This is a genomic window from Mangrovivirga halotolerans (assembly GCF_026241165.1).
Lineage (GTDB): Bacteria > Bacteroidota > Bacteroidia > Cytophagales > Cyclobacteriaceae > Mangrovivirga > Mangrovivirga halotolerans.
Window position 1 is genome coordinate 108995 of the sequence record NZ_JAPFQN010000011.1, and the last position, 21680, is coordinate 130674.

Genomic DNA, 21680 nt, shown 5'->3' on the forward strand with positions numbered 1-21680 from the left:
AGTTGCCTCATGATTAATTTTGAGCATGAAAAAGTCTATTGTAGTATTTGATTACTTTAAAAAAGAGTTTCCAGAAGGATTTATTTTGTTACAGATTAATCCACATGACCTTACTGGAACAGAATTAATGGTTTCCTCTGAAGGAAATATGAAAAAAGAAGAAAGGGAATTTGACGAAGAAATATATGACGATCTAGAGGAAGACGGGTTTGAAAAAGGTAACCCGTTAGAATTTAATCTCTACCTTGAAAAATATAAAAAGGCTGGTAAATAATCACCAGCCTTTTTTAATTTCTATGCACTTAAAATTTCAAAAATACTATTAGGTAATTCAGCTGCTGCAAAAAATAACCCCAAACCAAATACCTTATGTACAGGGTTCAGTCTTAAAAAAGCATTGGGAATAGTGCTTACAGAAAGGCCTGCATACACTATAGCAAACACAAAGATCATTATTGTAGAAAACATTCCTGTAGTAAGGTAAATAAGCCCTCCAATCAAAACACTCAATATAATAGAAGCGATCATAGCTTTATTAATTCCCACTTTGCTCACTAATAAAGAAACGGGATAACACACTAATGCAGAAAAAGCTATGACAATTCCAGTCTTAGTAGCGGCTCCCATATCAATGAATGAAATCAAATTAAATTCAGAAATCAGTTCAGGCAATATATTAAAGAAGAAGTTAGTGGCTATTCCAAAGATCAGTCCCATCATAAACACCAATAATGGCTGACTTTCATTATCCTTAGCTTTTTTAACTTTTAAATTAGTTTTACGGGAAGAATTCAGTTTGGAAAATTGCTTTTGAAGGTAGAATCCCGTTGCAAAAACCAATATTCCACCAACAGCAAAAGTAAGCGGACCACCAAAAAATTCAAGTAATTGAATAATTACGGGCTCAACTGCTTGTGCTAGTTGGATCAACACAATAAATAACGCCATGACCTGAGGATATTTCTTTTCCGGGACAAACATTTCAAATGTAGAAAATGCAGGGCTATGAAAGATATTCATTAAAATCAGCCAGAAGACTATGAGAATGGGAACAAGAAAACGCCACCATCCATCCGGTTGAAAGAAAACAGTAAAAGCCACAGACATAAAAACCATGGTGACAAGGTTTATTCCTGCTTTAATGATAGGTAACTTCTCCTTTCTCTTTAACCAGATTTTATCTGCAAAGATGCCTGCTGCAGGTGGAGTCACCAATAATATAATTGCCTGAACAATTAAGAATTCCTTTGTAATAGAAGAAAATCCAAAAATGTCCAAAACAACAGGCTGGTATTTATGATAAGCTATCCAGCTAATTAGAATGGCTATATCTAAAAAAATTAACGCCCAGATTTGAGGCCATTTGATTGAAAAAGTTCGAGCCATAATAAAAAAATTGATCAGTTTGGTAACAATACAAAAAACCACATGAAAAGGTTGCCTGATATTCAGCTATTTATAAAAAAAGTTTCAAAAAAGAAGGTAAAGCTGTGGAAAATTACCCGATTTTTCTACCTTTGCATCCGCGAGTCGGCACGACCAGCTCCCGTCGAATTCCCCCAGGGCAGGAATGCAGCAAGGGTAGACGGTCGTAGCGGTGCGATGTCGGCTCGCCTTTTTTTACCCCCTTCATAATTCTTATCCATTTAATTTCTTTCGTCTTCCATAATAAAGATTTAGTTTTGCAGCAAAATTCAAACTAATATCTGCAACATGAAATTCTTTATTGATACCGCCAACCTGGCAGAAATCGAAGAAGCACACGACCTGGGAGTACTTGACGGAGTAACCACCAACCCTTCACTTATGGCTAAGGAAGGAATCACAGGAGAAGAAAATGTGAGAAATCACTATAAAGCTATCTGTGATATCGTTGATAACAACGTTAGTGCTGAAGTGATCGCAACTGACTTTGACAACATTATTAAAGAAGGAAAAGAACTGGCTAAGATCGATGATAAGATCGTTGTTAAAGTTCCTATGATCAAAGAAGGTGTAAAAGCGATCAAATGGTTTTCTTCTGAAGGCATCAGAACCAACTGTACTTTGATTTTTAGCCCGGGGCAAGCACTTTTAGCTGCTAAGGCAGGTGCAAGCTATGTTTCTCCTTTTATTGGAAGACTTGATGATATTTCAACTGACGGTCTGGAACTTATTGATCAAATTGTACATATTTACGGAAACTACGGTTATGAAACTGAAGTTTTAGCAGCATCAGTAAGACACACCATGCACCTGATCAAATGTGCTGAAATTGGAGCTGACGTTGCTACTTGTCCTCTAAATGTAATCACTGGATTATTAAAACATCCATTAACAGATAGCGGACTTGAGAAGTTTCTTGCAGACCATAAAAAAGCAAACGGATAATTTAATTTAGCGACTATGACTTTTTCCTCTGAGCCTCTAGTAAAAGTAGAAAACCTGACAATTTTCCAGTCTGGCATTCCAATCCTTACGGATATAAATTTTGAACTGGAAAAAGGTGAATTTGCTTTTCTTGTAGGAAGAACAGGATCAGGAAAAAGTTCATTGCTGAAAACTTTATATGCAGACCTGCCACTAAAACAAGGTAATGTTGAAGTGGCAGGTTTTAATCTTAAAAATCTGAGTTCCTCTAAAGTACCTTACCTCAGAAGAAAACTCGGTATCGTATTCCAGGATTTTCAGCTTTTTGATGACAGAACTGTTTCTGAAAATCTTCAGTTTGTTATGAAAGCAACAGGCTGGACTGAAAGTTCTAAGATCAAAAACAGGATGACTGATGTTCTTATGCAAGTTGGATTGGGATCTATCCCTCAAAAATATCCCCACCAATTAAGTGGTGGTGAACAACAACGAGTTGCCATCGCAAGGGCTCTGATCAACGAACCTGCAATGCTGGTAGCTGATGAGCCGACTGGAAACCTGGATCCTGAAGTTTCAGAAGGTATCTTTCAACTATTTCAGGATATTAACAGATCCGGAACAGCAATATTAATGGCCACACATGACCATAACCTGGTAAAAAGACACCCTGCCAGAATCCTAAAATGTGAATCCGGCAAGGTGATTGATTCTACTAAAGAAGATATCGAGCTTAATAGCAGCTTCTAATTTACCTCAGGGTTACATTAGAAAACTGACCATCAATTATCATATTTCTACCCGAACCTCCATTTCTTCGGTAAGTAGCAGATGTTGACTTCTCATTAACGGTATTGAAAGAAAATCCAGATGGATATGATACCTTTCCATGGTTAACATCAATTTCCATTGTCCAGGCATTTAAGTTTTCAAATTGAATAGTTGGTGATGAAAACTGCACATCCAAATTAATTTCATTTACTGATGCTGTTACTTTATCGATCTTAAAAGACCCGGTATGCTGAACATCAAGTGATAGTTTTTTTGTAAGTGTACCAATGGTGAACTTGCTAAACTGAACATCCCCATTTATGCTTTCGATATTATCTGCATGAAACTTCCCATGCTGTAATTCTATTTCAACTGAAGACACACGACCAAATCTAATGTTTGAGTGCTGACTTTCTAACTGTATTTTATTTGCTTTTTCTATGCTTACATTCCCGCAGTGCTGTATTTCCACTTCAGCATTTGACAATTCCTCAACATCCAGATCGCCAAATTGCATATCAATCGTTGAACCATTACCAACTATTTTACCAAGCATAGCATTTCCATGCTGATGATTTATTTCAAGTTTTCCTTTTAGGTCTCCGATTACTAAGGGGCCAAACTGATGAGATACATCCATAGGTTGAGAAGCTGGTACTTTTACCTCATAATTAATCTCAAACTTTTCACCTTTTGATGTATTCATACTTCCCTTCATGTCAGTTTTGGCACCTACCTCACTTGAGTTATCTCCGCCGATAAACTCAATTGATATCTTATCCAGTAATTTATCAGCTCTATCATCATTTTTTGCCTCAACAACTATCTCAATATCTATTTTAACATAGTTCTGGTTCCATGGGACAATATTAACTTTACCGAATTTATTTTTGATCATTACGACAGTGGAGTTATTAACTTTAAACTGCTTATCGTATTTCTTTTCCTTTCTGACGTCAGCTTTATTCTCTGCAATAATTGAAAAGGCTGAAATCACCATGATCAGAAAGAAAATATTAACTGCTTTTATGGTTCTCATTATTTTCATTTTCGTAGTTTTTATAATTTTCAAGTATTAAAAGTTGTTCATTGAGTAAATCGATCTGCAACTTTAAATTATTTACAAGTGCCTGGATTAGCATTTCATTGCCCGGGTTAGCCTCCAGATCCTTTTTTAATTTTGCATAATCATTTAACAATGACTCTAATTCATTATCATAAGCTTTACTTATTGATTCCGGCACATCCATTTGCTCTATTTCCTTTTGCCTTTCAGAAATTAACTGGAAATAGTAGGTCTCAGTACTTACCTGATCGAAAGAAACACCATTCATCTGTTCAGGTATATCATATGTGGAAACAGTTATTTGTGGTTTGGCCTGATTATCTCTCAAGAACATAAATGTCACCAGCCCGACTGTACATACCATAAACAAAACAGCCGCAGCTTTCCACCAATTAAATGAACTCCTATCAGTCTGGTTATTTTGAATTTCAGACTCAATATTTGCCCACATTTTTTCAGATGGTTCAAGATCATCAAACTCATGTCTGTGACTATTGAAATATTCTTTTAATTTATCTTTATCTTCCATCGCTTTGATGATTTAAAATCGACTCTTTTAATTTTTTCTTTCCCCGCATATACTGGGTTTTAGATGTATTTGGACTTATGCCAAGTATTTCTCCAATTTCATTATGATCATACCCTTCGAGTAGATAAAGAGAAAGAACGACTCTGAAACCCTCAGGTAAATTTTCGAGGCATTTTTTTACTCTTTCAAAATCCACTTCACTTAGGTATTCTTCATCCTCTTCAAAATCAGGCCTGTCTTCAATCTGTTCTTCACCAACCAGTTCTATTTTATTTTTTTTCAATACCTGTAAAGATTCATTTACCACTATTCTTTTTAGCCAGGCCCCAAACCTTGAGCGTCCCTCAAAGGCATATAAATTATTGAAAGCTTTAATAAAAGAATCCTGAACTACATCTTCAGCTGCTTGCTTTTCACCTACAATCCGAAAAGCTGTATTTAACATAGCCCTTGAATAAAGCTTATATATTTCATACTGAGCTTTCCTGTCTCCTTCCCTGCATTGATCGATCAGGTTAAAATGTATTTCGTGATTTGCGGATTTCAATTTTTTAAACTTTCACAATAAAGATTCAACTAAATACCAATGGTTGCATATTATGCATAAAGATTGTAAAAAATTAAAAAAAGCCAATTCCAGGTTGAATTTATGATCAAATATCAAGGTGTTTAACAGTGATTATTTTAATTTTGTCCACCTTTTTATAAAACGAAAAAATAGTATGTTGAATCCATGGCATGATGTAGATCCGGGGGCAGGAGCGCCGGAGCAGGTAAACGGAATTATCGAAATACCTAAAAATAGCAGAGCGAAATACGAGTTGGATAAAGAATCCGGGTTATTAATATTAGACAGAGTACTTTATTCCAATGTATATTATCCTGCAAACTATGGGTTTATTCCCAAAACCTATTGCGATGATGATGACCCATTGGACATCCTGGTCTTTTCACAGATAGAAATTGTACCCATGTGTATTACTCCTGCAAAAGTAATTGGTGTAATGAGAATGCTGGATAATGGCGAGGCTGATGATAAGATCATTGCTGTAGCCGATCAGGATATGAGTGTTAACCACCTTAATGACATAGGCGATCTACCAGAACATATGTTAAGGGAAATGAGAGCTTTTTTCGAGGATTATAAAAAACTTGAACATAAAGAAGTAGTGGTTGAGGAATTTCAAAACAGGGAAACTGCTCTTGAAATCATCAATCAAGCCTTTGAAGATTACAATAAAAAATTCGGTAAAGACAATAAGATACTTCCGTAAATGTGGAATTAAGGTAAAAACCTTACCTTTGATCAAAATTTACATTTGATAGATTCGAATCTAATTTTTTAAATTATACATTTGACCAAAAATCACACGAATTATGAAAAAATTATTATTAACATTTTTTGCTGTAATAGCATTATCATTTGCTTCAAATGCCCAGGGATGGGGACCAGATAAAGGAACTACTCAAATAAGTGCTGGTTTAGGAACTGGCGTTTATGGTATACCTGTATTTGCTGATGTTCAGTTTGGAGTTTCAGAATATATAACTTTAGGACCAAGGGTAGCATTTTCTTCACGAACTACCTATTATGGAAACGATCGTTATAGAGAATCATATTTCTCTCTATCTATGGTAGCTAATTATCATTACTCTAAGCATATTAGTGCCTTACCTTCTGAATTAGACCTTTACGGTGGTTTAGAATTAGGATATGTAGCTTACAGAGATAACTGGAATGATGATTTATATACGCCAGAAGATAGATCAACTGTTATGTTAGGAATCAGAGCAGGTGCTAAATGGTTCTTCACTCCTAACTTCGGCGCAATGCTTGAACTTGGTGGTGGAGCTGGTAGATCTGGAGCTCTTGTTGGAGTTACTTTTGGTCTGTAAACCATTATTGAAAATATAAAAAAAGCCCCGGAGAAATTTCTCCGGGGCTTTTTTATGTTTTTATGAAATCAGAATTACTTTAATTCATTTAATGCAGCTTCTGCAGCTGTAAATTCCGGATTTAATTTTAAAGCCATATTATAAAACTCTTTAGCTTTTTCATTATCTCCTGAATTTTCATAACGCAAACCTTGCAGGTATCTCACAGCTGTTTCTATAGTCACTTGCTGAATACCTCCCTCTCCATCATTGATCTCTAACACTTTATCTTTATAGTTATCCATAAGTGTTGTAGCATTTGTATCAAATTCCTCATACCTTTTTAGATCAAGATTTAAGGTTGCTATTTTATAAAGAGTTACAGGATCATTATTTTGCAGATATAAGGTTTCATATCTTGTCACAGCTTGATTAATTACACCCAGGTTTTCATAGCTTAATGCCGAGATTTCCAGAGCCATTTTGTCTTCAGGTAGCACTTGTAAAACATCTTTGGTAACTAGTGCTGCAGAAACATAATTTCTCTCTTCGAAATACATCAAAGCTAATGTATCCAACAAGTTTATATTATTCGGGTTGGTAGATATCAATTCATAAATAGCATCTTTTTGTGCATTTCGATCATTATATCTTTTTGCCAATTGATATTTAGAGGCCGCAACCTGTGTAAATGCCATTCCCATTTGTTGCATTTGTTGTTGTGCAGCTTTTTGTTCAGGAGTCATTTCTTTTCGTGTAGAATCCTGCTGGGCATCCATTGTGAAAAATAACCCGGTAATTAAAATTAAAGTAAAAAGTTTCTTCATGATTTCTGTTTTTGTTTAAGTCCTAGTCTATTTCCAATTTCTATCATAAGAGGGTAAGTATCTTCATAATTGTTAGAAACAGTCCCCTCCAGTACTGCTTCTCTGATTTCGTCTTTTATTTCGCCTATTACTTTTGAAGGCTTAATATCAAAAGCTTTCATAATATCTTCACCGGTGATTGAAAGTTGAAAATTGCGAAGGTGATCTTTTTCCTCAACCTCCTTCATTTTCTTTTCAACTTTTTCGAAATTTTTCAGGTATCGCTTAACCCTCTCGTGGTTTTTTGAAGTAATGTCGGCCTTACAAAGCATCATCAACTCGTCGATATGCTCACCAGCTTCAAAAAGAACCCTCCTGACAGCACTATCTGTTACAGTATCCTTAACGAGCGCTATTGGTCTTAAATGAAGCTTAACAAGCTTCTGAACCATTTTCATTTTCTCATTTAGAGGGAGTTTCAGCCTTCTGAAAATCCCGGGAACCATTCTTGCTCCTTTATCTTCATGACCATGAAAAGTCCATCCTACTTTTGGATTAAATCTTTTAGTTGGTGGTTTGGCAATATCATGCAATATCGCAGCCCATCTTAGCCACAGGTCATCGGATACTTCAGACACATTATCCAACACCTCGAGGGTATGATAAAAGTTATCTTTGTGCGATTGCCCCTTTCTTTTTTCTACACCATGTAAATCAACCATTTCAGGAAAGAAATGATTTAGTAAACCAGCTTGAAAAAGTAATTTAAAACCATAAGAAGGTTTGGGTGATAAAATGATCTTATTAAGTTCATCAACGATTCTTTCTTTACTTACAATCTCAATGCGACCGGCATTTTTCATGATAGATTCAAATGTGTCCGGCTCAATATCAAAATTTAATTGAGAGGCAAAGCGAATTGCCCTCATCATTCTTAAAGGATCATCAGAAAAAGTAATATCAGGATCAAGAGGGGTTCGAATTAACTTTCTGCGCAAATCCTTAACCCCATCAAAAGGATCAATTAATTCTCCAAAATTAATTTCATTTAAGCTCAATGCCAGTGCATTGATGGTGAAATCCCTCCTGTTTTGATCATCTTCAAGCGTTCCATCTTCTACTAAAGGCTTCCTGCTGTCTTTGCGATAAGACTCTTTTCTGGCTCCCACAAACTCTAATTCGTAGTCACCTGAATTGATCATTGCAGTACCAAAATTCTTAAAATAATTCACCTGATTTTTACCTGGAAGTTTTTCTGCTACAACTTTTGCAAGTTCTATGCCACTTCCAATACATACAAAATCAATGTCTTTAGATGGGCGTTTAAGTAAAAGATCACGAACGTAACCTCCAACACAATAAACATCGACCTTCAACTCTCTGGCAGCCTCACTGACTATCTTAAATACGGGTATTTCTTCTAAATGTGCTCTTAAATCAACCATTCAATTATATCAGACTCACTCAATCTTCAAAAGTAGCCTAATACAATGGTATTTTCAAAAATACAGAGATCAGAAGCGCGGACAAGGCATGAATTTTTCCTTTCTGGTGATCTTACCTCGTGAAAAGGTTGGGAAATCGTAGATTACTGATACCTCATGAGATCCTCCGGCACGCGGTCCGAGTTCACTAACGGTGATATCATATGAATATCCAAAATGAAGTTTATTTATTTCAATTCCAAACATCAATACCACTGCGTCATGATTAATATTGTCCTCAATTTCCTGTTGAATAGGAATACCTCTGTACCAGAACCCAACTTTAATAGGTAGATAATTCAACTGAGCGCCTACATCCAGCTGATCGTATCTCCCTTGCTTTCTGTATATAAATGAAGGCAACAATGATACTGGTTCTGCTTGCCTTGACTTAGGCTCACCAACTTTTAATTTCACTCCACCATGAACAGTAAGTTTCGCAGGTAGTCTTATATCCTCTCCAGTAAGAGAATAAGAAGGAGAATTCATATGCGATACTGAAATACCTCCCCAGAATTTTCGGCTGTAAACCAATAAGCCAGTCCCAAAGTCCATAAAAGTTACCGGCCTGACATCCCTGATGATCGGATCACTAGTACCGGGAGTAACATTATCAAAGTCTAATTGGTCTCCGAAAAGTAATTTTTGTGCATCCAATTGCCTTCGTACAACTCCAAAAGATATTCCTGGAGAAAACATAATTTTATCCGAGATCTTTAATTTGTACGAATAATTAAAGCTAGCATTTAATGTAGTCAGGTTTGCAGACCCCATTTTATCAGCCATTAAAAAAACTCCAAAACCACTATTGAGGTGATCTACAGATTTGTCAAATGAAAACGTATAAGTATTGAAAGCCTGAGACAATCCCGGCCATTGGATTCTGTTTACAAGGGCAACCCTATTTCCCTCTGAAGTTCCGGTAAACCCCGGATTGAGGTATAAAGGCGCAGCGTAAAATTGGGAAAGCTGTGGATCCTGGGCATTGGCATTTAATAAACTACCAAGCACCAAAATGCTAAAAAATAGTTGTTTCAAGTACATTTTCTTTCAGTTAGCTGGTCGCAGGCTTTAAAAAAATAGCTGGTCTTAAAAGCCTGCTTACAAAAAGAAAGAATAAATGGCTAAAAACCAAATCACAAAATCAGCAAAAAACCACACAAAATACTGATTTACAGTTAGTTAAGTGCATTAAAACGAAATATACTAAAAACTTACATTGAGCATTTCACTATTAAAAAGTCCAATGTTTTAAAGGCAAAATTCAAATATTCTTGTAATCTGAAATTATCAAATGATTTAAATGATATACAATTTTAAAAATGGTGTCTGCAAATATCATTTTCTTCCATAAATAGCTTGAGTATAAATAAGTTAAAATGGTTATTATAAAGTGAGGAAAAATGATATTTCCGGATTTAATAACATCGGGTTGGTATTTTATTAATAAATTATCGTTAATTAATTTTTTAACAGTACCTTTGTACCCCGTAAGATTTGGAATCTAAAAAAACTTATGGGCGCAGTTAAATACATCTTCGTTACGGGCGGCGTTACGTCCTCACTTGGTAAAGGAATCATCTCTGCATCGCTTGCGAAGCTACTACAGGCAAGAGGCTATTCAGTAACAATCCAAAAATTCGATCCATACATTAATGTTGATCCGGGTACTTTGAACCCTTATGAACATGGAGAATGTTATGTTACGAATGATGGTGCTGAAACAGACCTTGACCTGGGTCATTACGAGAGATTTCTCAATATCCCAACTTCTCAGGATAATAATGTAACCACCGGACGCATATATTATAATGTTATAATGAAAGAGCGTCGTGGAGACTATCTTGGAAAAACTGTGCAGGTGATTCCTCATATAACAGATGAGATCAAAAAGAATTTTTATAAGCTCGGTGAAAGCGGAGATTATGATTTTATTATTACAGAGATTGGTGGTTGTGTTGGTGATATTGAATCACTACCCTTCCTCGAAGCAGTAAGGCAGGCCAGAATAGAACTGGGAACCAGTAATTTCCTTAACATTCATCTAACCTTAATTCCATTTTTGCAGGCTGCGGGCGAACTAAAAACAAAACCTACTCAGCATTCAGTAAAGCAATTACTAGAAAATGGTATTCAGCCTGATATTTTAGTTTGTCGTTCTGAACAACATTTACCACAAGATATCAGAAAGAAGCTGGCATTGTTCTGCAATGTCCAGATCAATAGTGTTATCGAAGCTTTAGATGCAGAGTCTATATACGATGTGCCTCTATTGATGCGCAAAGAAAAACTGGATGAGCGAGTTTTGAGTAAATTAAAACTTCCAACTAAAACTCAGCCAGACATTGATCAATGGAAAGAATTCCTTGGAAGATTAAAAAATCCTACTAATGAAGTTCATATAGCAGTTATAGGTAAATATGTTGAATTACCTGATGCTTACAAATCCATTAATGAATCATTTGTACACGGTGGTGCTGAAAATGAATGTAAAGTAAAAGTTCATCACATTTCATCCGAAATCGTTTCTGAGGAAAACATTAAAGAATATCTCGAGGAAATGGACGGTATTCTTGTAGCACCTGGCTTTGGAGAAAGAGGTATAGATGGAAAATTAGCTGCTGTAAAATACGCTAGAGAAAATAATATTCCTTTCTTTGGAATTTGTCTGGGAATGCAGTGTGCTGTAGTTGAATTTGCAAGAAATGTTATCGGACTAAGTGGAGCAGCTTCTACAGAAATTAATCCTGACACTAAATATCCTGTCATTGACTTAATGGAGGACCAAAAGGATATTGAAAATATGGGCGGCACAATGCGTCTTGGGGCATATGCTTGTAAAATTAAAAAGGGTACTAAAGCCTTTAATACTTATCACAAAGCAAATATTGAAGAAAGACACAGACACAGATTTGAATTCAATAATAAGTTCCTTGAGAAGTTTGAAGAGAATGGCATGATTGCATCCGGAATTAATCCTGACAGAAATCTTGTGGAGATCGTCGAATTAAAAGACCACCCATGGTTTGTAGGTTCTCAATTTCACCCGGAATTAAAAAGTACCGTTTTAAAACCGCATCCTTTATTTACAGGATTCGTTAAGGCGGCTATTGAGTATAAGAAAAATAAGAATAAAGAATAGATATAATGGATAGAAATCAAGCTATAGGGTTAGCCCTCATTGCAGCTATGTTTATCATTTACCTGAATTTCTTCATGGAAGAACCAAAGGTAGATGAAACAGCTGAAAGCAAGACTGAACAAGTTGAACAGACAGGCACCAAAGAACAGGATCAACAAGCTTCTAATGATGTAGAAGAACAAGAACCGGAAGAGGTACTAAGCGATTCTGTAAAAGCTGCACTGGCTAACAATAAGTTCGGGGCATTTGCCGGTCTTTCTGAAGGCCAGGAGGAATTTTTTACCCTTGAAAATAATCTTGTAGAAATAAAAATCAGTTCTCAAGGTGCTGTAATTAAATCAGTCCGTTTAAAAGATAGAGAAACTTATCTTGGCGAGCCTCTTTACTTAATAGATGAGAATAGCTCAGAGCAATCACTGGTTACAGAGCTGGATGGCAAAAAGATTGATTTAGCAGATCTTTACTTTTCATCTAATTCACCAAAAGTAATGGTTGCCGGAAAGGAAGACACTGCAAGATTAGTTTTCACCGGAGAGGGTGCCGGAGGTAAACAAATAAGTGTTTCTTATACTCTTGCACCGGATCAGTATACTATTGATTATGGCTTATCTTTTAAAGGAATCAATAATAAGGGAAATAACTTAATCATTTCCTGGGATAACCATGCCAAGCGTCTGGAAAAACAACTTGATGGTGCAAGAGTTGGTTCAAGACCAGAAACAACGATTAATTATTACCGGTCAGATAATGAAGAGTTCAATTCTTTAGATGCTTCTTCAACTGACCCTCAATACGACACACTTGCTTCACCGGTAAAATGGTTTAGCATGTCTCAGAAATATTTTTCTGCTGCGTTGATATCTAAGAATGGATTTTCTAATTCTCAATTCAAAACAATAACTCCTCCGGAAAGTGACACAACGACTGTTAAAGAGCTTTATGCTCAAGTCGCAGTTCCTATGAAAAATCTGGAAGGAAACTCACCTGAATTTAAATATTACTTCGGCCCTAATAACTACTATGTTATGCAGGATGTTGCAGGGGCACCGGAATTCAAAGAGAATGTGCGTTTTGGATGGAAAATTCTTGCCTTTATTAATAAAGGTTTAGTTTTACCAATATTCCATTTCCTGGAAAGATTCACCGGTAACTACGGTCTTATAATTTTCATGCTGGTACTGATCATTAAACTGATGTTATCTCCGTTAACTTATAAGTCGTACAAGTCAATGGCTAAAATGAAGGTGTTGAACAACCTTCTGAAACCCGAAACTGATGCTCTGAAAGAAAAATACGGTGATGACCAGGCGAAGATTCAGCAGGAAACAATGAAACTCTATCAAAAAATGGGCACAAGTCCGTTTGCAGCGATGAGTGGATGTATTCCCATGATTCTTCAAATGCCAATACTATTTGCTCTATTTAACTTCTTCCCTTATTCTGTTGAGTTAAGAGGAGAATCATTCTTGTGGGCAGAAGACCTTTCTACTTATGATAGTATCGCAACACTACCTTTCACCATACCTTTCTATGGTGATCACGTATCCTTGTTCACTCTGCTTATGACCTTGTCAACTATTTTGATGACATATACGAACAGCCAGATGAACAGTGCGCAGATGCAGGGCCCTATGAAGACAATACAGTACTTCACACCAGTAATTATCATGTTTGTTCTTAATTCTTTCCCTGCAGGACTTACTTACTATTACTTCCTTTCAAATACCATTACTTTTGGTCAGCAAACATTGATCAAAAAATTCATGATCGATGATGAAAAGATCGAAAGACAGATCGAAGAGAACCGAAAGCTTAAAGGAGGTAAAAAATCGAAGTTCCAGGCTAAATTGGAAGAAGCAATGAAAGCCCAGGAATCAAAAGCTAAGAAAAAAGCTAAGAAAAAGTAATAATAGAAATACTAACAAATCAAAAAGCCCGGTTGGAAAATTCCCAACCGGGCTTTTTTTATCAATCAGTTCATCAATCCAAAAAAATAATTATTTTCTTTATGTAATATAAAGTCACAATTTAGTTTGATAGAGATCTCGCATATGTATTGCTGGTAATCTCTTTCCTTCACATTACATTAACCAGGGCAAATTACTGTTGCATTTAATGGTCATAATAAAAATTTGCACCCTCAAAGCTTAATAATAACTACATAAGACACATGTTTCTGGTAGCTACCCCACTTCATTACCTGGTGAATATAATGAGCTTAAAAGAGGGACAAGATCAGCAATACTTGATGATTTAGGATAACTTCAGCTGATATAAACGAAAAAAGCCTGCTTGAAAATCAAGCAGGCCTTCTCCATGTTAAAATATTTATTAACTGCTATTCAGTAATTACTTCAATATCATCAGAAGTTTCTTCAGAACCCTCAGCAGAAGCTTCTAACGTTTCAGGGTCCTGGATATCTACTTTTTCCAGCTTAAGAACGTTCATTGGGTTAGACTGAAGATTTTGAATGTTATCGTGAACTAGTCTGACAACTTCATCATAGAATAAAACGATAACCGGCGCTTCATCAACAATGATGTTATCCATTTTCTGATAAAGATCGAAACGCTTAAATCCATCAGTTGTTTCTTTAGCTACATTATAAAGGCTATCATATTTCTCATTATTAAAATGAGTTTTGTTTGGTCCTGCAGGTGCGTAATACTTGCTGTAGAACATAGAAAGATAGTTTTCAGCATCTGGATAATCACCTAACCATGATCCTCTGAAGAACTTAACTTTGCCATTATCCACCATTTCCTGATGCTGAGGAACCTGATTGATCTGGATGTTTACGTTAACACCAATACTATTCCACTGGTTCTTAAGATATTCGATAATATCTTTTGACTGAATAGTAGTATAAAGATCAAATGAAGGATATTCAGAAGCATCATAACCTGATTTCTTCAATAATTCTTCAGCTTTCTTAGTGTTGTACTCATATCCTTTAACCACTTCTGCATCAAACGAAGGAAGTGCAGCAGGAACGATACCTGAATTTCCAGGACGTCCAAGATTGTTTAACAGACCTGAAACAAGTTCTTCTCTGTTGATAGCATAATTTAATGCTTTTCTGAAATCCTTATTTAAGAATGGGTGGTTTGGATCTTCATAAGCAGATTTATCCATCATGAAACCAATGTATTCAGTATTCAGGTATGGTTCTTTATAAATCTGGCAATTGTGTTCTTTTTCGAATTCTTCTTTTGGCTTACCATCTTTGTTGAGGATCAAATCAACTGAAGCAGAAAGAATACCAGAAACGAAGTCTAATTTTCCTTGCTGGAAAGTTAGTAACTCCTGGTTTTTGTCATTAATAAATGACACTTCAACTGCATCAAGATAAGGTAATTGCTTACCATTGATATCTTTTTTCCAGTAATCCTCATTTTTAACCATGATCAGAGTGTTATTCTCTTTCCATGTGTTAAGCATAAAAGGACCAGTACCAACCGGGTTAGTTCTGAAGTCTTTACCATATTTATCCACTGCTTCTTTAGGAACAGGGAAAGTATATGGCATTGTTAAAATTTCCAGAAAAGGAGCAAATGGCTCTTTTAAAGTGATTTCCAATGTGTAATCATCAACTGCTTTTACCCAATCTTCAGCGATTTCACCATTTTCATCTACTTTGATTTTGTCTCTGAAAACCCATGCACCGGTACTTGCAGTTGCCGGATCAAGGATTCTGTTAAACGAGTAAACAAAATCAGAAGCTTTCAATTCTCTTCCTTCTCCCTCTGGGAAACACTCATTATCATGGAATTTAACACCTTTCTGAATTGTGATTGTGTAAACCAATCCGTCATCAGAAATCTTCCATGTGTCTGCAAGATTAGGAGCAGTATACAATTCATCAGTAAGCTCAAACAAACCACTGAATAATTGAGTAGTCGCCCAAATATTAGCCTGATTTCTTGCAAATGCAGGATCTAATGAACTAAGACCTTCAGCCTGATTGTATCTAAATACTTTCTTTCCTGACAGGTCATTCTGGCCCTCAACATTATCATCTCCGCCACATGAAGCGAATAATACGAGGATCATTAATGAATAGCATAACTTTCTAAGCATAGTTATAAAAATTTTACTCATGGAACTTTAATCTCAAAAATAATTCAGGGGTTAAATATTCACTTATTTTCAATTAAAAACAAATAGAATGCTAATTCATTGCGGCCCCTGTAATATTGAGAGTAATTTTACACAAGAAGATTTTACAAATTATGAAATCCAACCAAAATTGATAATATTTGGAACTTGAATTGGAGACTTTTCGATTCAGCTTTATTTAATTAAATCAAACCTATAATTTATCCTATATTCATGGGCAAAGTTATCGCAATTGCTAACCAAAAAGGTGGGGTAGGAAAAACTACAACAGCCATTAACTTAGCTGCCAGTTTAGCAGCTTTAGATCATAAGACCCTCGTGGTCGATGCAGACCCGCAGGCGAATAGTACTTCAGGTGTTGGAATGGATCCAAAAGCCGTAGAGGTTAGTATTTACGAGTGTATGGTCAATGACATAGATGTGGATGAAGCCATAGTCAAGACTGATATTGACTATCTTGACATTCTTCCTTCACACATTAATCTTGTTGGTGCTGAGGTAGAAATGGTCGACATCGAAGGCAGGGAAACCAGAATGAGAGAAGCTTTGAAAAATATTGTTGATAATTATGACTATATCATCATCGATTGCTCTCCTTCTCTAGGTCTGATCACTGTTAATGCAATGACAGCGGCAGACTCTGTGATCATACCTGTGCAATGTGAGTATTTCGCTCTCGAAGGATTAGGTAAATTATTGAATACTATAAAAATTATTCAGTCAAGACTAAATCCTGAATTAGAAATTGAGGGTATCTTATTAACAATGTATGATGTAAGGTTAAGACTGTCTAATCAGGTGGTAGAAGAGGTAACTGCTCACTTTAAGGAATTAGTTTTTAAAACAATTATCCCTAGAAACATCAAGCTTAGTGAATCACCAAGTTTTGGAGTTCCTGCAATCATTCACGATGCAGAAAGCAAAGGAGCAATCTCGTATTTGAACCTGGCAAAAGAAATTATTGAGAATAACGTAGAAGCGTAGTAGAAAGGAAGAGGACCGATGAGTAAGTCACCACAGAAAAAAAGAAATGCTTTAGGCAAAGGGTTAGGAGCTCTTTTGGCAGATACTCCTTCACAGGAGAAGAAAGCTGAAATTGTAAAAAAAGCTTCAGGATCCATCAATGAGATCCCCGTATCTGCGATTGAGGTAAACCCTTTCCAGCCACGAACTGATTTTGATGAGGCAGCCTTGAATGAATTGGCTGAGTCTATTAAAATACAAGGCATCATTCAGCCGATAACGGTCCGTGAGCTTGAAAAAGGTAAATACCAGCTGATTTCCGGTGAAAGAAGAACTCAGGCTTCAAAAATTGCCGGACTGGAAAATATACCTGCCTACATCAGGGTTGCCAACGACCAGCAAATGCTGGAAATGGCGTTGATCGAAAACATTCAGCGTGAAAATTTAAATGCAATTGAAATCGCCCTTTCTTATCAAAGGTTGATGGCTGAATGTGACCTGAAGCAAGAACAACTAGGTGACCGAGTAGGGAAAAACAGAACTACTGTAAATAATTACCTGAGATTATTAAAACTTCCACCAGATATTCAGGCGGGATTAAGAGATGGTCGAATAAGTATGGGACATGCAAGAGCATTGATCACCATAGATTCTATTGATCATCAGCTGGATATTTACAAAAAGATTGTTCAGGAAGACCTTTCAGTGAGGAAGGTTGAAGAGTTGGTGCGTGCAATGAGCCAACCCCAAAAACCTAAACCTCAAAAAAACGAGGATTCTTCCCCTGAAATTAAAAGTATGCAAAACAAACTTTCAAGTCACTTTGGCACGAAGGTAACTATCAATAGTAAAGACAATAAAAAAGGAGTTATTAATATTCCTTTCACAAATCCAGATGATCTTTCGAGAATACTCGAACTTATTGACGGATTATAATGAAAATAATCAAAACACTAATTATCCTGATCATTACAGTATCAGGAACATACAACCTACAGGCTCAGGATAAGGATTCTCTTTACACTGAGCCTGTACGGGTTTTACCCGACTCCTCAAAAGTGAAAAGAAAAAAATTATCCAGAAGTGAAAAGCTGGATAGAAAATATAAAACCCTACCCGACCCACGAAGGGCAGGACTTTTGTCAGCAGTAGTTCCAGGTCTTGGACAGATCTACAATAAAAAGTACTGGAAAGTTCCTTTGATCTACGGATTAGCAGCCACCGACATCTATTTTATTAACTGGAACAATGGTCAATATGAAGATTTGCTGGGTTTACTTTACGAACAACAAAATACTGGATCCAATGAATTAGGTCTGTCTGAAGATCAGCTTATCAACCTTGCTGATGAATACAGAAGAAACAGGGACCTTTTAATTATTCTTGGAGTAGTTTTATATACTTTAAATATTGTTGATGCACATGTTGATGCACATTTAATTGAATTTAGAGTAAATAAAAAGTATTTTAATGCCGTTAATATCAAACCTGTCAATTATCAACTCGCCACTGGTGAGTATCAGGCAGGATTTACACTGAGCTTGAAACTCAAATAAACAACAATAAACCCTTAATTAAAGTGAAATTAGCAATAATAGGATACGGCAAAATGGGTAAAACCATTGAGAGAATTGCTCTCGATCGTGGCCATGAAATAGTCAACATCGTTGAGGAAAGAGGAGCAAATGTCTTAAAACAATTATCTCAGAATGGTGCAGAAGTAGCTATTGAATTCAGCCAGCCTGAAGCAGCTGCCGAAAACATAAAAGCATGCATTGATCAAAAAGTCAAAGTAGTTTCCGGTACTACTGGGTGGCTCGATAAAATGGATGAGGTAAAACAATATGTAAAGCAAAAAGAAGGGACATTCTTTTATGCTTCCAATTATAGCATAGGTGTTAATTTATTTTTCCACCTCAACGAATGGATGGCGAATCTGATGAGCCGATATTCTGATTACAATGTAAAAATGGAGGAGATTCATCATACAGAAAAAAAAGACGCTCCTTCAGGTACTGCGATTACACTTGCTGAGGGAATTGTAAAAAATCATCCGGATATTCAAAATTGGAAGCTTTTTGAAGGAGATAACTTCCCTGAGGATTCTCCAAATAATATAGTACCAATCCTGAGTAAAAGAATCGATCCCACACCTGGTACTCATGAAATTATTTATGAATCGGATATTGATGAAATTTCTATAAAACACACTGCACATAGCAGAACAGGCTTTGCTCTTGGAGCGGTTCTTGTAGCTGAATGGATAAAAGATAAACAAGGTATCCTTACCATGAAGGATTTTTTACCACTATAAACTTTTGAATTAATTAGGCAATAATGGGTTACACTACTTTTTTTATTATACTGGCTGTATTATACATTTTATATAAAGCCGGACTTTACAAATTATTTGAATTAGCGGGGTTAGAAGGTTGGAAGTCTATTATTCCACTATATAATTTGATCGTACTCACGGATTTTGTTGAGAAGCCTCTATGGTGGAAGATCCTGGTATTTATTCCGTATATAAATATTATCATTTGGGGTGCTTTAATGATCGAATTCCTTCGAGGATTCAAAAAAGCCACTTTTTTACCAATGACACTCACCCTTGCTGTTCCGTATTTCTACCTTCCATATCTTGCGTTTGTAGAAAAACCTAAATGGGTGATTTCTCCAAAAGAAGCAAGAGAAATTAAAAAGGAAAAGAAAAACAGGGATTGGGCTGAATCGATAGTATTTGCTGTTTTTGCAGTGACTATAATGAAGTGGGCAGTCCTGGGGGCTTTCACTATCCCTACATCAAGTATGGAAAACACTTTATTAACCGGTGATTACTTGTTTGTAAGTAAACTCCATTATGGAGTCAGAACACCGGAAACACCTTTACAATTCCCATTAACTCATAAGAGATTAGGACCTATAAAATCATATAGTACACTATTACAACTTCCTCCGATTCAGTTACCTGGCTTTAAAGATGTTGAAAGAAACGATATTGTGGTATTTAACTGGCCCAGGGATCTTAATGAAGAAGGAGAATTGTTACCTGTTGACATGAAAGAGTACTATGTAAAAAGATGTGTAGCAATTGCTGGTGATACACTTGAAATTAAAGGAAGCAAGCTATTTATAAATGGAAAAAATGCTTTCGAACCAGAAGATATGCAACACACTCATATTATTAACACAAGTGGTAAAATATCCAGAGAAACCCTGGATGATTTGGAAATCAATATAGATGAATTACAAGCCCTTAATTCGTATAGCTATGTTACGAATATTAGTGATGATGTTGCTGCAAAATTAGAAGCTAACCCAAATGTTAAAGAAGTAAAGAAACACATAGAACCGGAAGGTCAGGGAAATGCCAGGATCTTCCCTTCTTATTTTAGTAATAAATGGAATCAGGATTGGTATGGTCCGTTGGTAATTCCTAAAAAGGATATGACTATTAAGTTAACCGAGGAAAACCTATACACTTATGGTCATACTATCGCTGATTATGAAAAGCTAAAAGATGTGGAATTTAATAAAAATGGTCTTTTCATCAATGGTGAAAAGGTGGAAGAATACACATTTAAGCAAGATTATTATTTCATGATGGGAGACAATAGACATAATTCTTTAGACTCAAGATTCTGGGGATTTGTACCTTCCGATCACATCATGGGATATCCATTATTTATTCACTGGTCTAAAAATCCAAACAAACCACTTACCAGAGGTTACCGATTGAATAGAATTGGCTTAATAGATCACAGAGAGTAAGAACACATTTAACTTATAGTAAAAGTCCTCGATTCGTTGAGGACTTTTTTTATTTACCAGTCGATAGGTTCTTTACCAATTGACTCTAAGTATTCATTTATTTTACTAAAGGGTCGAGAGCCAAAAAAACCACGGCGGGCACTCAAAGGACTTGGATGAGCTGATTTCAAAATAAAGTTCTTATCCTTATCGATCAATGACTCTTTTTTTTCTGCATATTTCCCCCACAACACAAAAGCTATTCCAGAATATTCCTTTCCCAGGTACTCAATTATTGAGTCAGTAAATTCCTCCCACCCTTTCTTTTGATGTGAACCAGCCTCCCCTCCCCTCACTGTAAGAGTAGCATTTAATAAAAGGACACCTTGCTCTGCCCAATGTTCGAGATTTCCACTAAAAGGAACATCTTTATTCAGGTCAGCTTTTAATTCTTTAAATATATTTCGCAGACTTGGAGGGAACTTAACTCCGTCATTTACTGAAAAACTTAATCCATGAGCCTGTCCTGGTCCATGATACGGATCCTGGCCAAGAATTACTACTTTACAATCAGAAGGAGAACATTTATTTAAAGAATTATAAATAAGGCTTTTCGGAGGAAAAACTGCATTATTTTTATATTCATTTTCAATATAACCAAGGAGATCGTGATAATAATCTTTATCCATCTCTTTTTTTAAAGCTGAATTCCACTCATTCGTAAGAGGTATTTCCATTTATATCGAAACTTTTATATTAAAAATCAGTTTTACTATTGTATTAATATTTATAATTTTCAAAAAATATTATATTTAATAATAACTAATC

Annotated in this window: 21 protein-coding genes and 1 other RNA gene; 13 read left to right on the forward strand and 9 right to left on the reverse strand. The window is 35.9% G+C overall.

Annotation, left to right across the window (positions count from 1 at the left end):
* The first annotated feature begins 25 nt into the window (after positions 1-25).
* Entirely contained in the window at positions 26-274 is a 249-nt protein-coding gene (locus OO013_RS17765) for a hypothetical protein (RefSeq protein ID WP_266058333.1), read from the forward strand.
* Positions 275-294: 20 nt separating this feature from the next.
* Here OO013_RS17765 and OO013_RS17770 read toward each other — a convergent pair whose 3' ends face one another.
* Complete coding sequence (locus tag OO013_RS17770) at positions 295-1386, reverse strand: MFS transporter (RefSeq protein WP_266058334.1); 1092 nt, start codon at positions 1384-1386, stop codon at positions 295-297.
* A gap of 136 nt (positions 1387-1522) precedes the next feature.
* On the opposite strand from OO013_RS17770, the gene ffs reads away from it, so the two are divergent.
* The 3 genes from ffs to OO013_RS17785 all read left to right on the forward strand — a co-directional run bounded on the left by ffs (position 1523) and on the right by OO013_RS17785 (position 3096).
* Positions 1523-1620: signal recognition particle sRNA small type (gene ffs / locus OO013_RS17775), an RNA gene on the forward strand.
* A gap of 93 nt (positions 1621-1713) precedes the next feature.
* Positions 1714-2370, forward strand: coding sequence for a fructose-6-phosphate aldolase (gene fsa / locus OO013_RS17780; protein WP_266058335.1), 657 nt, complete (start codon positions 1714-1716; stop codon positions 2368-2370).
* Between the two features lie 15 nt (positions 2371-2385).
* Positions 2386-3096 carry a cell division ATP-binding protein FtsE gene (locus OO013_RS17785; RefSeq protein WP_266058336.1) on the forward strand — a complete coding sequence of 237 codons (711 nt, stop codon included), beginning with the start codon at positions 2386-2388 and terminating at the stop codon, positions 3094-3096.
* 1 nt (position 3097) lies between these two features.
* On the opposite strand, the gene OO013_RS17790 is transcribed toward OO013_RS17785, so the two are convergent.
* The 3 genes from OO013_RS17790 to OO013_RS17800 are packed head-to-tail and all read right to left on the reverse strand — an operon-like array spanning position 3098 to position 5259.
* Positions 3098-4156 (reverse strand): hypothetical protein, encoded by a 1059-nt coding sequence (locus tag OO013_RS17790; RefSeq protein WP_266058337.1) that lies wholly within the window; start codon positions 4154-4156, stop codon positions 3098-3100.
* Positions 4134-4712 carry a hypothetical protein gene (locus OO013_RS17795; protein ID WP_266058338.1) on the reverse strand — a complete coding sequence of 193 codons (579 nt, stop codon included), beginning with the start codon at positions 4710-4712 and terminating at the stop codon, positions 4134-4136. Before OO013_RS17795 ends, OO013_RS17790 begins: the two co-directional genes overlap by 23 nt.
* Positions 4702-5259, reverse strand: a complete 558-nt coding sequence (locus tag OO013_RS17800; RefSeq protein WP_266058339.1) for an RNA polymerase sigma factor — start codon at positions 5257-5259, stop codon at positions 4702-4704. The genes OO013_RS17795 and OO013_RS17800 overlap by 11 nt, the downstream gene beginning before the upstream one ends.
* Before the next feature lie 175 nt (positions 5260-5434).
* Between OO013_RS17800 and OO013_RS17805 the strand changes: the two genes are divergently transcribed.
* Together OO013_RS17805 and OO013_RS17810 are read left to right on the forward strand one after the other, a co-directional pair.
* Complete coding sequence (locus tag OO013_RS17805) at positions 5435-5986, forward strand: inorganic diphosphatase (RefSeq protein WP_266058340.1); 552 nt, start codon at positions 5435-5437, stop codon at positions 5984-5986.
* A gap of 103 nt (positions 5987-6089) precedes the next feature.
* A complete protein-coding gene (locus OO013_RS17810) occupies positions 6090-6608 on the forward strand; it encodes a hypothetical protein (RefSeq protein WP_266058341.1) in 519 nt (172 codons plus the stop codon).
* A 74-nt stretch (positions 6609-6682) separates the two neighbouring features.
* Here the strand turns inward: OO013_RS17810 and OO013_RS17815 are convergent, their stop codons facing one another.
* The 3 genes from OO013_RS17815 to OO013_RS17825 form a co-directional block, all read right to left on the reverse strand.
* Entirely contained in the window at positions 6683-7414 is a 732-nt protein-coding gene (locus tag OO013_RS17815; RefSeq protein WP_266058342.1) for a tetratricopeptide repeat protein, read from the reverse strand.
* Positions 7411-8838, reverse strand: coding sequence for a CCA tRNA nucleotidyltransferase (locus OO013_RS17820; RefSeq protein ID WP_266058343.1), 1428 nt, complete (start codon positions 8836-8838; stop codon positions 7411-7413). Before OO013_RS17820 ends, OO013_RS17815 begins: the two co-directional genes overlap by 4 nt.
* 69 nt (positions 8839-8907) lie before the next feature.
* Positions 8908-9921, reverse strand: coding sequence for a PorP/SprF family type IX secretion system membrane protein (locus OO013_RS17825; protein WP_266058344.1), 1014 nt, complete (start codon positions 9919-9921; stop codon positions 8908-8910).
* 472 nt (positions 9922-10393) lie between these two features.
* Between OO013_RS17825 and pyrG the strand changes: the two genes are divergently transcribed.
* Together pyrG and yidC are read left to right on the forward strand one after the other, a co-directional pair.
* The gene (gene pyrG, locus OO013_RS17830) at positions 10394-12019 is read left to right on the forward strand and encodes a CTP synthase (protein WP_266058345.1); all 1626 of its coding nucleotides are present in this window, start codon (positions 10394-10396) and stop codon (positions 12017-12019) included.
* Between the two features lie 5 nt (positions 12020-12024).
* Complete coding sequence (gene yidC, locus OO013_RS17835) at positions 12025-13926, forward strand: membrane protein insertase YidC (protein ID WP_266058346.1); 1902 nt, start codon at positions 12025-12027, stop codon at positions 13924-13926.
* A gap of 431 nt (positions 13927-14357) precedes the next feature.
* Here yidC and OO013_RS17840 read toward each other — a convergent pair whose 3' ends face one another.
* Positions 14358-16100, reverse strand: coding sequence for an ABC transporter substrate-binding protein (locus OO013_RS17840; RefSeq protein ID WP_266058347.1), 1743 nt, complete (start codon positions 16098-16100; stop codon positions 14358-14360).
* 252 nt (positions 16101-16352) lie between these two features.
* Between OO013_RS17840 and OO013_RS17845 the strand changes: the two genes are divergently transcribed.
* The 5 genes from OO013_RS17845 to lepB are packed head-to-tail and all read left to right on the forward strand — an operon-like array spanning position 16353 to position 20873.
* On the forward strand, positions 16353-17123 hold the full coding sequence (locus tag OO013_RS17845; protein ID WP_266058348.1) for a ParA family protein: 771 nt from the start codon (positions 16353-16355) through the stop codon (positions 17121-17123).
* An 18-nt stretch (positions 17124-17141) separates the two neighbouring features.
* A complete protein-coding gene (locus OO013_RS17850; RefSeq protein ID WP_266058349.1) occupies positions 17142-18038 on the forward strand; it encodes a ParB/RepB/Spo0J family partition protein in 897 nt (298 codons plus the stop codon).
* Positions 18038-18658, forward strand: a complete 621-nt coding sequence (locus OO013_RS17855; RefSeq protein WP_266058350.1) for a DUF5683 domain-containing protein — start codon at positions 18038-18040, stop codon at positions 18656-18658. The genes OO013_RS17850 and OO013_RS17855 overlap by 1 nt, the downstream gene beginning before the upstream one ends.
* Positions 18659-18681: 23 nt before the next feature.
* Positions 18682-19416: a 4-hydroxy-tetrahydrodipicolinate reductase gene (dapB, locus tag OO013_RS17860; RefSeq protein ID WP_266058351.1), complete on the forward strand. Its 735-nt coding sequence runs from the start codon at positions 18682-18684 to the stop codon at positions 19414-19416.
* Between the two features lie 23 nt (positions 19417-19439).
* Positions 19440-20873 (forward strand): signal peptidase I, encoded by a 1434-nt coding sequence (gene lepB / locus OO013_RS17865; protein ID WP_266058352.1) that lies wholly within the window; start codon positions 19440-19442, stop codon positions 20871-20873.
* 53 nt (positions 20874-20926) lie between these two features.
* On the opposite strand, the gene OO013_RS17870 is transcribed toward lepB, so the two are convergent.
* Positions 20927-21589, reverse strand: a complete 663-nt coding sequence (locus tag OO013_RS17870) for a uracil-DNA glycosylase (RefSeq protein WP_266058353.1) — start codon at positions 21587-21589, stop codon at positions 20927-20929.
* Positions 21590-21680 lie beyond the last annotated feature (91 nt).